The sequence below is a fragment of the Nocardia sp. A7 genome (genome assembly GCF_046549215.1).
Classification (GTDB): Bacteria; Actinomycetota; Actinomycetes; order Mycobacteriales; family Mycobacteriaceae; genus Nocardia.
Genome location: NZ_JAJPWE010000001.1, coordinates 2,055,282 through 2,068,213, shown reverse-complemented (window position 1 = coordinate 2,068,213; position 12,932 = coordinate 2,055,282). Strand labels below are relative to the sequence as shown.

At 67.7% G+C, this 12,932-nt stretch carries 12 protein-coding genes; 6 read left to right on the top strand and 6 right to left on the bottom strand.

All coding sequences use genetic code 11. The annotated features are described in order from the left end of the window. Nucleotides 1–57 precede the first annotated feature (57 nt). The 3 genes from ACLJPD_RS09395 to ACLJPD_RS09385 form a co-directional block, all read right to left on the bottom strand. The gene (locus tag ACLJPD_RS09395) at nt 58–348 is read right to left on the bottom strand and encodes a hypothetical protein (RefSeq protein ID WP_410871476.1); all 291 of its coding nucleotides are present in this window, start codon (nt 346–348) and stop codon (nt 58–60) included. A 192-nt stretch (nt 349–540) separates the two neighbouring features. Next, entirely contained in the window at nt 541–1,491 is a 951-nt protein-coding gene (locus ACLJPD_RS09390; protein ID WP_410871474.1) for an alpha/beta fold hydrolase, read from the bottom strand. 262 nt (nt 1,492–1,753) lie between these two features. Then, nucleotides 1,754–2,935 carry an AAA family ATPase gene (locus ACLJPD_RS09385; protein WP_410871473.1) on the bottom strand — a complete coding sequence of 394 codons (1,182 nt, stop codon included), beginning with the start codon at nt 2,933–2,935 and terminating at the stop codon, nt 1,754–1,756. A gap of 108 nt (nt 2,936–3,043) precedes the next feature. On the opposite strand from ACLJPD_RS09385, the gene ACLJPD_RS09380 reads away from it, so the two are divergent. The 4 genes from ACLJPD_RS09380 (at nt 3,044) to ACLJPD_RS09365 (ending at nt 5,639) form a co-directional block, all read left to right on the top strand. After that, complete coding sequence (locus ACLJPD_RS09380; protein ID WP_410871471.1) at nt 3,044–3,316, top strand: hypothetical protein; 273 nt, start codon at nt 3,044–3,046, stop codon at nt 3,314–3,316. A gap of 330 nt (nt 3,317–3,646) precedes the next feature. After that, nucleotides 3,647–4,216 carry a C40 family peptidase gene (locus tag ACLJPD_RS09375; RefSeq protein WP_410871980.1) on the top strand — a complete coding sequence of 190 codons (570 nt, stop codon included), beginning with the start codon at nt 3,647–3,649 and terminating at the stop codon, nt 4,214–4,216. 3 nt (nt 4,217–4,219) lie between these two features. Next, a complete protein-coding gene (locus ACLJPD_RS09370) occupies nt 4,220–4,606 on the top strand; it encodes an RNA-binding S4 domain-containing protein (protein ID WP_410871470.1) in 387 nt (128 codons plus the stop codon). Between the two features lie 109 nt (nt 4,607–4,715). Then, nucleotides 4,716–5,639, top strand: coding sequence for an MBL fold metallo-hydrolase (locus ACLJPD_RS09365; RefSeq protein WP_410871469.1), 924 nt, complete (start codon nt 4,716–4,718; stop codon nt 5,637–5,639). Nucleotides 5,640–5,675: 36 nt separating this feature from the next. Here the strand turns inward: ACLJPD_RS09365 and ACLJPD_RS09360 are convergent, their stop codons facing one another. Beyond that, nucleotides 5,676–6,602 carry an NAD-dependent epimerase/dehydratase family protein gene (locus ACLJPD_RS09360; RefSeq protein ID WP_410871468.1) on the bottom strand — a complete coding sequence of 309 codons (927 nt, stop codon included), beginning with the start codon at nt 6,600–6,602 and terminating at the stop codon, nt 5,676–5,678. A gap of 162 nt (nt 6,603–6,764) precedes the next feature. Between ACLJPD_RS09360 and ACLJPD_RS09355 the strand changes: the two genes are divergently transcribed. After that, the gene (locus ACLJPD_RS09355; RefSeq protein ID WP_410871467.1) at nt 6,765–9,137 is read left to right on the top strand and encodes a flippase-like domain-containing protein; all 2,373 of its coding nucleotides are present in this window, start codon (nt 6,765–6,767) and stop codon (nt 9,135–9,137) included. Between the two features lie 293 nt (nt 9,138–9,430). Continuing rightward, entirely contained in the window at nt 9,431–10,204 is a 774-nt protein-coding gene (locus ACLJPD_RS09350; RefSeq protein WP_410871466.1) for a GntR family transcriptional regulator, read from the top strand. Nucleotides 10,205–10,226: 22 nt separating this feature from the next. Here ACLJPD_RS09350 and ACLJPD_RS09345 read toward each other — a convergent pair whose 3' ends face one another. Then, the gene (locus tag ACLJPD_RS09345; RefSeq protein WP_410871465.1) at nt 10,227–11,663 is read right to left on the bottom strand and encodes a threonine/serine exporter ThrE family protein; all 1,437 of its coding nucleotides are present in this window, start codon (nt 11,661–11,663) and stop codon (nt 10,227–10,229) included. Nucleotides 11,664–11,813: 150 nt separating this feature from the next. After that, nucleotides 11,814–12,932, bottom strand: a complete 1,119-nt coding sequence (locus tag ACLJPD_RS09340) for an NAD(P)H-dependent flavin oxidoreductase (protein ID WP_410871464.1) — start codon at nt 12,930–12,932, stop codon at nt 11,814–11,816.

Sequence of the window (12,932 nt, the reverse complement as noted above, 5' to 3'; positions counted from 1 at the left end):
GTACCGAGGTCGGCGCGACGACCCTGTCAGCAGGGCCGTCGCGCCGGTGATCAAGCTCTACTTCGTACGCGGGCGGGAGTGGAACCCCAGCCCCTCGTCCTGCGCACCCATCCAGGCCGCTTCATCGGACTTGCTGTCGGGGACGTAGATCGGATCCGACCTGCGCGGAACGGCCAGTTCCGGTGGTGGCTCCTGCTCGAAATCCTCGGCGTCGATGACGAGCCGCTCCAAGTCGTTCTCCAGGCGACGGATGGTGGCCGCGTCGCCGTAGTTGGAGCGCAGTGCGCCGATCGATTGCCGGAGTTGGCCGACCGCGTAGCGCAGTTCCGCGATATCGCTGCGTGTCATCGTTACCTCCTGGGTATATGGCGGGCATACCGACTCGCCGGATCACGGGTACGCCCGAAAAGTCCCGGGCCGCGCTGCACCGAGTCGTGTGACTCACCACACAACGTGATCTCCACCACAATAACGGAACTTTTCGGTTTACGCCCGATGTTGTGGGGGATCACAAGGATTGCCATCAGATAACTGTTCGGCCTATCCCGCGACGGCGTAGCGGGCGCTGACGCCGATGCTCGCCCGGTCGACCAGCGCGATGATCGACTGCGCCACCTCCTCCGCGTGCTCGAGGATGACGCTGTGACCCGCGCCCTCGATCCGCACCAACTCGGCGCCCGCCAGCTGCGAGGCCAGCACCACCGAGTGCGCGAACGGCATCATGAGGTCGGCCGAACCCGCGAGGACGAGGGCAGGTAGATCGCCGAAGTGGGGGAGGGTGTGCGCCTCGTCGAAGTCGAGGAGCGAGCTCAGGAAGCCCGACATGGTGAGCAGTGCCGTCTCGTTGAGCACCGCGGTGGCGATGGCCGCCACCCGCGGATTCACCCGCCGGGTACCCGCGCTCGCCTCGCGAATCAACGGCCCGAAGATCCAGCGGGACAGCCGCTTCGACGCCTGCATCACCCGGGGTGCGTGCACGACGGCGCGTTGCAGCGAGGCCACCGCGTGCCGGTTGAGCAGCCTGCCGAGTCCGACTTCGGCGATACCGCTCGCGGCGCCGGCGATCAGGCCGATCCCGGCGATCCGCGTACCGATCGCCGCCGGATACAGGCGGGCGTAGGCCAGTACCACCATCGCGCCCATCGAGTGGCCGACCAGCACCACCGGCCCGCTCGGCGTGACCGCGCGCAGCACCGCGTCGAGATCGGTGGCGAGCTGGTCGATCGTGTAGGTGGCGTGGTGGGCGTGTCCGGATTCGCCGTGGCCGCGGTGGTCGTAGAAGACCATCCTGGTGTCGGCGTGCCAGTCCCGCAGCAGCTGTTCGCGCAGGAACGACCAGGATTCGGTGTGCAGGCAGTGACCGTGGACGAACACGACGGTCAGGGCGGCGTCGGTGGCGCCGAAGCTGCGGACCGCGATCGGTACACCGTCATCGGCGACCACGGTGCAGCGGCGACCGTCGCTGTCGGTGAAAGGGAAGGTCTTCGACACAGCGGCCTCCTCCGGTCCGGCGGGACGCACCTGACGGCGCGTTCCTGCTGGGCTTTTCGGAGAAGGTTTCCAGCGCGTTAGCCGCTCAACCCTCGCGTTATGCACCCGATGCGCAACTGATCCCGGGCAGGCTCGCACCGTTACTCATAAAGATCTTTGGCTCTCTAGCATCATCACTAGAAATCTGTAGACGGCCATCGAGGGACGGTTCTTCAGGTCTCTCTTCGGCTTTCTAGGGGTAGTTCTAGAAAGCGCGAGAAAGTCATACGCTTCGGAGATGGCGGCCGAAGTGGGGGACGGTGAAGCCGATCGTGCCGCGCTCCGCCGAGTAGATGAGGCCCTTCTTGATCAGGCCGTCCCGCGCGGGGGACACCGACGCGGGCTTTCGGCCGAGCTCGGCGGCCACCGCCGAGGTCGCGACCGGTGCATCGTCGCCTGCCAGGTCGGCCATGGCGCGCATGTACTCGCGCTCGGCGGGGGTCGCGCGCTCGTAGCGGGAGCCGAAGAAACCGACCGCCAGTTCCTCTTCCGCGGCGGGGGAAGCCACCGCCACATCCTCGGCGGTGATCGGACTGTCGGGCGCCTGATCCCAGGCCGCTTTGCCATAGGCCTGCACGAAATACGGGTAGCCATCAGCTCTTTGGTAGAGCGAGTCGAGCGCGGTCTCGGTGAACTTCACCTCCTCGCGTTCGGCGGGCGCGATCAGGGCGAGGTCGGCCGCCTGCCGATCGAGCCGATCGATGCGGTGATAGCTGAACAGTCGCTCTGAATAGCTTTTCGAGGCCGAGAGCACCGCGGGCAGATGCGGTAGACCCGCCCCGACGACGATCAGCGGGGCACCGTCCTGGCTCAGCTCATGGCAGGCGCCGCAGATCGCGGACACGTCGGCGGGCCCGAGGTCTTGCATCTCGTCGATGAAGACGGCGATGCCGACACCGATGTCGGAGGCGAGGGCCGCGGCCTCTTTGAACAGCTCGATCAGGTCGATCTCGATATCGCCGGAATCGGCACGGCCGGTCACCGCGGGTACGTCGATGCCGGGCTGCCAGCGTTCGCGCATGCCCTTGTCCGCGGTGGCGCGCAGGGCGAAGGCCTTGAGGATGCCGAGGAAATCGTCGACCTGCTCGGAATTGCGGGCGTTCATCGCGATCCCGCGCACCGCCATGTGCAGTGCCGAGGACAGTGGCCTGCGCAGATCCTGATCGGGCCTGGCCTCGATCTTGCCGGTGCCCCAGCCGCGCGAGATGGCGGCGGAGCGAAGCTGATTGAGCAGCACGGTCTTTCCGACGCCGCGCAGGCCGGTGAGCATCACGCTGCGTTCCGGGCGGCCGCGGGCGATGCGCTCGAGCACGATGTCGAACGCCGCGAGTTGTTTGTCGCGCCCGGCCAATTCGGGCGGACGCTGGCCGGCGCCGGGTGCATACGGATTGCGCACGGGGTCCATGCCGGATAACCGTAGCGCGTCCGCACGGGAGAATCTCGGTAACTCTGGGCTGTGTCCTAGATACTGCTAGCGAACACGAGACTGTCTGTGAATCCGAGATGGAGGGCGATGTCCGAGCAACCGATATCCGTTGCCGAAATGGTCGCCGCATGGCCGCTGCCGCCGGGGGCGCATCTGGCCGACTCGGTCCGGCGCAGCCTGCTGGCGACGCTCGAGGCGACCGCCGAGGGAGGCTATGGCGAACTGCCCCCGGAGGCGCTCGCCGACCTGGCGATCGGACCGTTGGTGATCATGCTCGGCAGGCTCGAGGTCGACCTGGCCGACGCCCGCACCCGTATCGACGAACTCGAGCGCGCGCTGCGCGACCGACGCGATCGGTAACGCACCACGCCGCAGTGGCGATGAGATCGTTACTCGCGCCGACACGCCGTGCCGTGGCCTCTGTTCTGGGCATTTCCCGTCGATGGAAAACAACTTGCGTGCTTCGCTGGACAGCGCTCATCACAGGCCGTAATCTTCTCGTGACTTAGTGGAGTCTGTCGGTTCGTCAGAGAAGCGGCGCCGCTGGGTTACCGTCGAATAGTCATGATCGCCAGAGCGATTCGCGACGACGCGGCGGGAGAGTAGCAAGATCGGAGACTCGTCTCGGTGGGTAAACACAGCTTGCAGCGGGATTCTCGACTGCCGAATTCCGTCAAGGGCGCCCTCGTCATGGGCGCGGTGGCCGCTACAACCGGTGCGATGCCCGCGATTTCGCAGGCTGCCACGATCAACATCCCCGGCCTCGGTAACTTCGATCTGCCGCCTGAGCTCGAGCAGCCGGCGCAGCAGATGGAGAAGCAGCTGCAGTCGATGGTCGCCCCCCAGGGCCAGGCCGCACCGCAGCTCCCGAGCGTGCATTTCGAGAACCCGTTCCAGCAGCAGCAGCAGCAGCAGTCCGCGGGCAACATCGCCCTCGACGCCGCCCGTGGCAAGCTGGGCGCCCAGTACAACTGGGGTGCCGCCGGACCGCAGAGCTTCGACTGCTCCGGTCTCGTGCAGTGGGCCTACCGCCAGGCCGGTGTCGAACTGCCGCGCACCAGCTTCGAGCAGTCGCACGTCGGCGCTCCGGTCTCGTTCGACAACCTGCAGGCCGGTGACATCGTCATCACCAACGGTGGCGGCCACGTCGGTATCTACGCGGGCAACGGTCAGCTCCTCAACGCTGTGCAGTCGGGCACCCCGGTGTCCTACACCCATCTCTCCGCCGACGACGTCGTCACGGCTCGCCGTATCGTCTAAGGGGTGACCCCCCAGCACTCCGACACCCAGGCCCGCGTAGACGCGTGGATCTGGGCGGTGCGCCTGTTCAAAACACGCTCGGCCGCGGCAGTAGCCTGTCGCGCCGGGCATGTGCGCGTCAATGGGGTGACCGCGAAACCGGCGCTGACCATCCGCCCGGGTGACGAGATCAGGGTCCGCCACGCGGGCCTCGAGCGCATCGTGATCGTTGAGCGGATCATTCACAAGCGTGTCGGCCCGCCGGTCGCTGCTCAGTGCCTGATCGACCGCAGCCCACCACCGCCGCCGAAGGAAGTCCTCGCGACGCTGCCGCAGCGCGAGCGTGGTGCCGGTCGACCCACGAAACGTGAACGGCGCGAGACAGATCGGTTGATGGGTCGCATCGACTAGGCGCCGGAAGTTGTCGGGCGCCTGCCGCGAAGAACGGCCGCTCGACCTGGTCCGGTGGTCGGGTTGTGGGCGATCGCCTACGGTGACAGATATGGGTGAGCGCACGACTATGTTATCGACTGTTCTCGCCTGCTGTGTCGCTGCCGTCACGATGGGGCCGCGGCTGCTGTGGCCGCGGGGTACCGATACCGCTTTTCTGGACGGGCTCGAGTCCGCTCCTGTTCCGCCTGCGCACAACACCGTCGGACTGACCGCGCTCGTGCAGGCGGAGCTGTCGGCGCCGACCGCGATCGTCGCCGAGGGGGTGCGGACGCTGCGGTTCACGGAGCTGACCATGTCGACGTTCCTGATCCGCCACCCCGACGCCACCTTCCTGGTCGACCCGGCGATCTGCGCGGGCGTGCACCAGCGGGTGCTGCCCGAGCTGCCGTTCCCGGTGTCGCACCTGGTCGCACCCGACCAGCCGGTGCACCCGCTGACCGAGGTGCTGGCCGCGCACGGCCTCACCGGCAACGACATCGACTTCGTGCTGCCCACACACCTGCACTGGGACCACGTCTCCGGCCTGTACGAGCTACCCGGCCTGGTCCCGATCCGCGTGCCCGCCGTCGAGTACAGCTGGGCGATGTCCGGTTCGCACGCACCGCTCGGGGTCGCCCGCGGTCCCCTGCGCGGCCGTGCCTTCGACCTCTACGAACTGGACGGCCCGCCGGTCCTCACCTTCGCCCGCAGCCACGATCTCTTCGGCGACGGCTCGGTGCTGATCGTCGACCTGGCAGGTCACACGCCCGGGAGCGTCGGCATCCTCCTCGCGGTCGACGACGGCTCCCGGGTCCTGCTCGCGGGCGACGCGGTCTGGAGCACCCTGCAAATCGATCTGCTGCGCGAAAAGGCCCCGCTGCCTGGTGAATTCGTCGACGCCGACCGTGACAAGGCCTTCGAGACCATTCACCGCCTGCACGCCCTACCCGCCGAGATCGAAGTGATCCCCGGCCACGACCGCGCCGCCGTCACCGCCCGAGCCGCACCATGATCACGGCCGATATCGGCGTGCGGTCCGGTCGGATCGTCAGCCGGCCAGTCCCGCCGCGACGCTGGAATACCGCGGGCGCCAACCCAATTCATCATGTGCGAGCTCGCTGGAGATCCGCATCGAAGTGTCCGACATGAGCGCACCGATGTAGGGAACGGCCAGTCGAACCATCCACGCGGGCAGTCGAATCGGGCGCGGCGTGTGCTGGCTGCGCGCGACCTCGGTGAAGAACTCCCGCCAGGTGATGGGGTTGTCGTCGGCGATGTTGTAGGCCCGGCCGGGAATGCCGCGTTCCAGTGCGGCGACGGTCGCGGCGGCCGCGTCATCGACGTGGACCCAGGTGTTGACTCCGCCGGAGCCGAGCGGACCGACCGGGCTGTGCTTGCGCATCATGTCCGCGAACAGATCGCTGAACGCGCCCGGCCCGTAGAACAGCCCGTACCGCAACGCGACGGCCTCCACACCGGGGGCGTCGAACGCCTGACTCTCGCCGGAAACGCACGCGCGAACCACCTCATCGGCCACCCCGCCGTCGTACACCCCGAACCGATCGCGCTCGGTGATGAGCCGGTCACCGTGATCGCGATACCCGTAGCCGAGGATCAGCGACTGCGTGACGAAGCGCCCGGCACCCACCACCTCGGCGGCCTCGAGCAGGTTGGCAGTGCCGACCGTGCGCAGCAGCCCGGTCGGATCGTCGGCCGGAATCCGGCGTCGCACCTTCGCATCGCGCAACGCGGTGGCCTGATGGATCACGGCATCGGCGCGGGTGCCATCGACCGCGCGCAACAGCCCGTCGCGGTCGAGCACATCGGCGGTGAGCGGCGCGGCGCCGAGTTCGCGCACGAGCGGGTGCGCACTCGGATTGCGCACGAGTGCCGAGACCGCGTGCCCGTTCGCGGTCAACGCGCGGATCAGAGGGCGGCCGATGGCACCGGTGGCGCCTGCGAGCAGAACCTGCATGATCGTTCCTTCCGACTGAGTGGGTGTTTCCCTACATCAAGGACGTGGTACCGCCGACGTTTGTGACGGCCTGTGATCGGCACCACCTCAGGCGGGAGCGACCGTACTGATTGCGTGATGTCACGGCGGATTTGCGGCGTGTCGGTGTGTATCGTGCGGCTCATGCGAGTCGACGGTCGGGATATCCCGGTCACGGGGAAACTCCTGCAACCGCTGATCCGGCGCACCAGTGACATCGTGCGGGTGGTGCTGGCGGGGCTTGGCGTTGCCGTGGTGGTCGCGGGCTCGCTGATCACCCGGCCGGAGTGGCTGGCGCTGGAACGCTCGGTCGCCAAGATCGTGGACTTTCTCAGCCAGGACCAGGCGACCTTGGTCTACCTGATCTACGGAATGCTCATCCTGGCGCTGCCGTTCGCCATCTTCATCGAACTCGTGGTGCGCAGGCAATGGAAACTGCTCTTCGGGTACGGGGCGGCGGGTCTGCTCGCGGTGCTCGCCCTGTCGATCACCGGCACCGGCATCTCCACCCCGAAATGGCACCTGCCTGCGCCCGACCGCTTCGACACCTTTCTGTCGCAATTCCTCGACGACCCACGCTGGATCGCGATGCTCGCGGCCATGCTCACCGTGTCGAGCCCGTGGCTGCCGACGCGGACACGGCGCTGGATGTGGTTCCTGCTGCTGATGTTCGCGCCGATTCACCTGGTGGTGAGCTCGGTGGTGCCCGCGCGGGCGATGCTCGGCCTTGTGGTCGGCTGGCTGGTCGGCGCGGTGATCGTCTGGCTGGTCGGCACGCCCGCACTCGAGGTGCCGCTCGACGCGGCGGTCCGGGTGCTCGCGCAGCGTGGCTACACCGTGCAGGCCTTCCGTGTGGACCGGCCGGCCGGGCGCGGGCCGCTGCTACTCGCCACCGAGGTCGACGGACCCGAAGACGAGATCGTCGTCGAGCTGTACGGCAAGAACCAGCGCAGCTTCGGCGCGATCCGGCAGGTATGGCGCTGGATCACATTCCGCTCCAGCGAGACCGCGCCGCTGCACGGCTCGATGCACCGGGCGGTGGAACATCGGGCGCTGCTCGGCATCGCGATCGGTGACCTCGGCATGGCCGACAGCCATCAGGTCGCGGTGGCCGGGCTGAGCCGCGGCTGGATGCTCTACGCGCACACCATGCCTCGCGGTACGCCGATCGCGACGTTGTCCGCGCAGGTGCTGCCGGGGGTGTGGCGGTCGCTGCTGCGCCTGCACGAGAACCAGATCAGCCTCGGCGATCTGCAACCCGACTTCGTGCGAGTCAGCCAGGGCGACACGCTGTTCGGTGGTTTCGCCGCCGCCGAGTTCGGCACCGCCGAGGCGCAATGTCAGACCGATATCGCCCAGCTGCTGGTGACCACGACCTCGCTCTACGGCAAACACGAGGCGGTCTCGGCCGCGATCGAGGCGCTCGGCGAGGGCAAGGTCGCCCACGCGGCCAGACGCCTGACGAAATCGGCCATCTCGGTCGGCATCCGAAAGTCGGTGCCGCAGTGGACCAAAGTGATGGCCACCGCCCGCGAGGAGGTGCGCAGGCAGACCGGTCACGACCGCATCCAGTCCGAGCAGATCACCCGCTTCTCCCGCAACCAGATCATTCAGCTCGTGTTGCTGGTCGCGCTCGTCTACGTGGCCTATCCGTTCATCAGCCAGGTGCCGACGTTCTTCAGCCAGCTGCGCACGATCAACTGGTGGTGGGCGCTGGCCGGCCTCGCGGTCTCCGGGCTGACCTACCTCGGTGCCGCCGCCGCGCTCGGTGCCTGCGCCGACGGGCTGATCAAGATTCGCTATCTGCTGGTGGAGCAGCTGGCCAACACGTTCGTGGCGACCACCACCCCCGCCGGCGTCGGTGGGTTGGCGCTGAGCGTGCGGTTCCTGCAGAAGGCGGGCATGTCGACGCTGCGCGCGACGGCCGCGGTGGCGATGCAGCAGTCGATGCAGGTGCTCACCCACCTGGTGCTGCTCGTGGTGTTCAGCGTGGTGGCGGGCACGTCGAGCAACCTGGCCCACATCGTGCCCGACGCGACCGTGCTGTATCTGATCGCGGGCGTGGGTGTCGGGCTGATCGGTGCGTTCATGTTCGTGCCGACATTGCGGCGCTGGGTGAATCATTCGGTGCGCCCGCAGGTCAAGGAAGTGTTGGGCGAACTCCTCGACCTCGCGAAGGACCCGAAGCGATTCCTGGTCATCGTCGGCGGCTGCGCTGCGATCACCCTCGGACAGGCGCTGGCGCTGTGGACGAGCGTCGAAGCCTTCGGTGGCGGAACGGATTTCGTGGCCGTCACCATCGTCACCATGATCGGCGGCACGCTGGCCTCGGCCGCGCCGACACCCGGCGGCGTCGGCGCGGTCGAAGCGGCGCTGATCGGTGGTCTCGCGGCCTTCGGCGTTCCCGCCGAGATCGCGGTCCCCGCAGTACTGCTCTACCGCGTGCTGACCTGTTGGATCCCAGTCGCTTTGGGCTGGCCGGTAATGCGCTGGCTGGACAAGAAGGACATGATCTGAATTCCCAGAATGTTTAGCTGCCCCGTTGCCCGTGTATCCAATCACGGTGTCGCACAGCTCTGTCTGATCCAGCTGAGCGGTGTCCGGCGTCATCTGTGCTGGTCGGGCGCCGTGCGCTTCGTCACCGCCTGAATAGCCGATCACTTGCCGAACGGGCTGTTCGGTCGGTTCCCGGCAATGAACGGCTGTGGAGGTGAACCGCCCCACAGCGACCGGGGGTGCGTGCGGGTGACGGTCGGACCACCTAAACTGTCTGGGACGTAGCCGGATCATGACCGAGAGGTGTTGTTTCGATGGGATCCCGGACGGTGGTTGCCGACGTCGCCGATGAGTTGGCACGTCGCGTTGCCACCGGCGAGTACCGGCCCGGCGAGCTCATGCCGTCGGTACGCCAGGTCGCCGACGAGTTCGGGATGAACCGCGCCACCGCCCAGCTCATCCTGGGCAAACTCGAGTCCTACGGTTTTGTCGAGGCCAGGCGTGGCAAGGGCTTCACCATCCGTGATGTCCGAGTCGAGGGCGGTATGGACGTGTATCGGCACCTGTTCCGGTTCTCGATCACCGCGCCCGCCGTCGCCGCCGAGATGTTCACCGACATCGTCGAGGTGGAGCGCGGCATCGTGGGCGAGGCGCTGCTCGCCTACACCGCGGGGGAGAAGGTGCTCGACGCGGCCGAGCTCGCCGCCGCCGTCGACGAATTGGAGGCGATGGTTCGCGACGCCGTGCCCGATCACGCGCGCATCATCGCCGCCGAGATCGCGCTGGTGCGCAAGCTCTTGGGCGTGCTCGAGATGAGTATGCAACGCGCGGTGCTGAATTCGATCGCCGATATGGTCGTCGAGGTGCCAGAGGCCGTCGCCGCCTACTTCGCCGTCGCCCCCGATCTGCACGTGCTCGTCTGGCGGGCGCTGCTGGCGGTGTGGGACGCCGAATCCGCGCCGAGCGAGGCGCAACTGGCGCTGTTCGGAGACCTGTTCGCGCTGTATCACGAGAAGGTGATCGCCCGCTTCGGTCAACTCGTCGGTGAGGCGCCGATCCACACCGTGCCCCTGAGCTCTGCTGTCTGAGGTGACCAGCCACCTGGGCCGACTAGCTGTCTGAGTCGGATTTGTCGGTGGCGCTTTCGGCGTGGTGCCACGGCAGATGCCGCGGCACCACCGTGTCGATGATCGTGCCGACACGCGGCGTGTGCGCGGTCGCCAGGCCCGACCCGACCATCACCCCCAGCGCGATCGACATCACCGAGAGCAGCGCCGACACCAACACCTCTAGCCCGCCGCTCGCCACCCCCGAAAGGGAGTGCGCGACCAGGTCGGAGATCCCGGTGAGGCTGATGCCACCGGGCACCAGCATCCAGAACGCGGGCAGGAAGGCCACCTGGGTCGGCGGCGCGTGTTTGCGGCCCTGGATCAGATACGCCGCGTTCACGGCGACGACGCCACCGAAGAACGCGCCCGTCAGCGGGCCGGACACGTGCTTGCCGACGAGCTGGGCCGCGAAGGTGATGTAGAGGACGAGCAGCAGCCAGCCCACCGTGTTCTGCGGCGCGCTCGACCGCCACGAATGTCCGCACCCGATCAACAGCACCCCGACTATCGGTGCCCACCACCCCAGTTGGGCATGACTCACCGGCGGATCCGACAGCGGCCCGAGCAGACTGATCCCCACATAGGAACCCAGCGCGAGCAGGAACAACATGTTGATGCCGTAGACGACCCGGCTGGCACCGGCCACCATCGATCCGGTCGCCAACTCGATCGTGCCGTTGGTGAGCATCGCGCCGGGCAGCAGCGTCGCGACCGCGGGAATCAGCAATTGCTGCGGCTGCCCGCCGGCGAGCGCGCCGGGAAAGCCGTACGCCAGTATCGCCACCACCGCCGACGCGACCACCGGCAACGCCATCGACAGCAGCTTCACCTTGTCGGCGAGCTGGGTCAGCGCGCCGACGACCAGGCCGAGTACCACATAGCCGACCAGCGCCCGCGCGCCCGGGTTGAGCATCATGCCGATGCCGACGGTCAGCACGACCTGTCCGAGCAGGATCAGCCACCGCGGGCTGCCGGGCTTCTGGGTCAGGATCGTGGCGAGGTCGTCGGATGCTCGGCTCGGCGGCGGCGCATCCTGCTCGATCCGGTCGATGAGCCGGTAGAGGCCGTCGATCTGGTCGAGCGGCAGGGTGCCGACGCGCGCGTCGAGCATGTCGAGGAAGGAGGTGTTGTCGGTGCGGACCCGGACGAACACGGCGGTGGGCAACACCATGAAATGGATATTGTCGGTGCCGTAGCGCCTCGACAGCTTGTCGAGAATGAGCTGCACCCGCGCGGAGGTCTCGCCCGCGCCCACCAGCGCCACACCGAGACGACACAGCAGATTCAGCAGATCGGCGGGCACGGGCGGGTCGACGGGGTCGTGCGCGGTGGTCCGAGGCGGTGCCTTCGTGTAGACCTCACGGACCTTGGCGAAGGCGTGGGTAACCCGGTACCTGGTAACCCGCCAGGTCCTGCTCGAGTACTCCTCCGAAGCCATGCCACCGCCGTCCGCAACCGTTGGGCAATGCCGCGGGCAGGTGCGCATCGCTGCGCACCGCCCGCATCGCTGGTGAGATGACGCGAGTCTAGGACAGAGTTGTCGGCGGCTGGTGCCGCTGGGTGCTCGGACTCGAAGGTGTGCCTTCGGCTACTTGTTGAGTTCGGTGAGGCGGTCGTAGGCGGTGACGTACTCCTCGACGAGGCGGTTGATCACGTCGGCGCTGCGTTCGACCTTGTTCATCATGCCGACCACCTGGCCGACCGGGTTGAAGTTCACGTCCTTGGCAGCCTCGGGGTAGCGGTGGCCGCGCTTGACGCCGTCGAGGGCCACCATCATCTGCAGCGGCATCGGCAGCGGGTCGGGGGTCTCGGTGGACTCCCATGCGTCGGTCCAGTCGTTGCGCAGCATGCGGCACGGCTTGCCGGTCCAGGACCGCGAGCGGATGGTGTCGTGGCTGGTCGCCTCGAGGTAGGTGTCCATCTGGGCGGGCGGCACGTTGGCCTCCTCGACGGTGAGCCACAGCGAGCCGGTCCACGCGCCCGCCGCGCCCATCGCCAGCGCCGCCGCGACCTGCGCGCCGTTGCCGATGCCACCGGCGGCCAGCACCGGCGTATCACCGATCGCGTCGATCACCTGCGGCCACAGCACCAGCGAGGACACCTCGCCGCAGTGCCCGCCGCCCTCGGTGCCCTGGCACACCACGAAGTCCAGGCCGGCCGCCTTGTGGTTCATCGCGTGCTTGACCGAACCGCACAGCGCGCCGATCAACCGGCCGGAGTCCTGGATGCGCTTGATGACGTCGTCGGGCGGGGTGCCGAGCGCGTTGGCGACGAGTTTGGCCTTGGGGTGGTTCAGGATCACGTCGACCTGTGGGCCCGCGGTGGTCGCGGTCCAGCCGAGCAGCTCGTTGTGGTGTTCGCTGTCGGGCAGCGGGGGCACGTTGTGGTCGGTGAGGATCTGCTGGGCGAAGTCGCGATGGCCCTGCGGAACCATCTGCGCCAGTTGCTTTTCCAGCTGTTCGGGGGTGAGCCCGTCGACGCCCTTGCCCTCGTATTTCGACGGGATCACCAGGTCGACGCCGTAGATGCCGGTGACGTGTTCATCGAGCCAGGCCAGCTCCACCTCGAGCTGTTCGGCGGTGAAGCCGACCGCGCCGAGCACCCCCAATCCACCCGCGTTGCTCACCGCCGCCACGACGTCGCGGCAGTGGGTGAAGGCGAAGATGGGGAACTCGATGCCGAGCTGTTCGCAGAATTCGGTACGCAT

Excerpts from the sequence above, each read along its gene's own strand:
- ACLJPD_RS09380 (WP_410871471.1), top strand. The coding sequence starts at position 3,044 with ATGTCCGAGCAACCGATATCCGTTGCCGAAATGGTCGCCGCATGGCCG.
- ACLJPD_RS09385 (WP_410871473.1), bottom strand. The coding sequence starts at position 2,935 with ATGGACCCCGTGCGCAATCCGTATGCACCCGGCGCCGGCCAGCGTCCG.
- ACLJPD_RS09340 (WP_410871464.1), bottom strand. The coding sequence starts at position 12,932 with ATGCGTACCGAATTCTGCGAACAGCTCGGCATCGAGTTCCCCATCTTC.
- ACLJPD_RS09395 (WP_410871476.1), bottom strand. The coding sequence starts at position 348 with ATGACACGCAGCGATATCGCGGAACTGCGCTACGCGGTCGGCCAACTC.
- ACLJPD_RS09375 (WP_410871980.1), top strand. The coding sequence starts at position 3,647 with ATGGGCGCGGTGGCCGCTACAACCGGTGCGATGCCCGCGATTTCGCAG.
- ACLJPD_RS09360 (WP_410871468.1), bottom strand. The coding sequence starts at position 6,602 with ATGCAGGTTCTGCTCGCAGGCGCCACCGGTGCCATCGGCCGCCCTCTG.
- ACLJPD_RS09345 (WP_410871465.1), bottom strand. The coding sequence starts at position 11,663 with ATGGCTTCGGAGGAGTACTCGAGCAGGACCTGGCGGGTTACCAGGTAC.
- ACLJPD_RS09350 (WP_410871466.1), top strand. The coding sequence starts at position 9,431 with ATGGGATCCCGGACGGTGGTTGCCGACGTCGCCGATGAGTTGGCACGT.
- ACLJPD_RS09355 (WP_410871467.1), top strand. The coding sequence starts at position 6,765 with ATGCGAGTCGACGGTCGGGATATCCCGGTCACGGGGAAACTCCTGCAA.
- ACLJPD_RS09365 (WP_410871469.1), top strand. The coding sequence starts at position 4,716 with ATGTTATCGACTGTTCTCGCCTGCTGTGTCGCTGCCGTCACGATGGGG.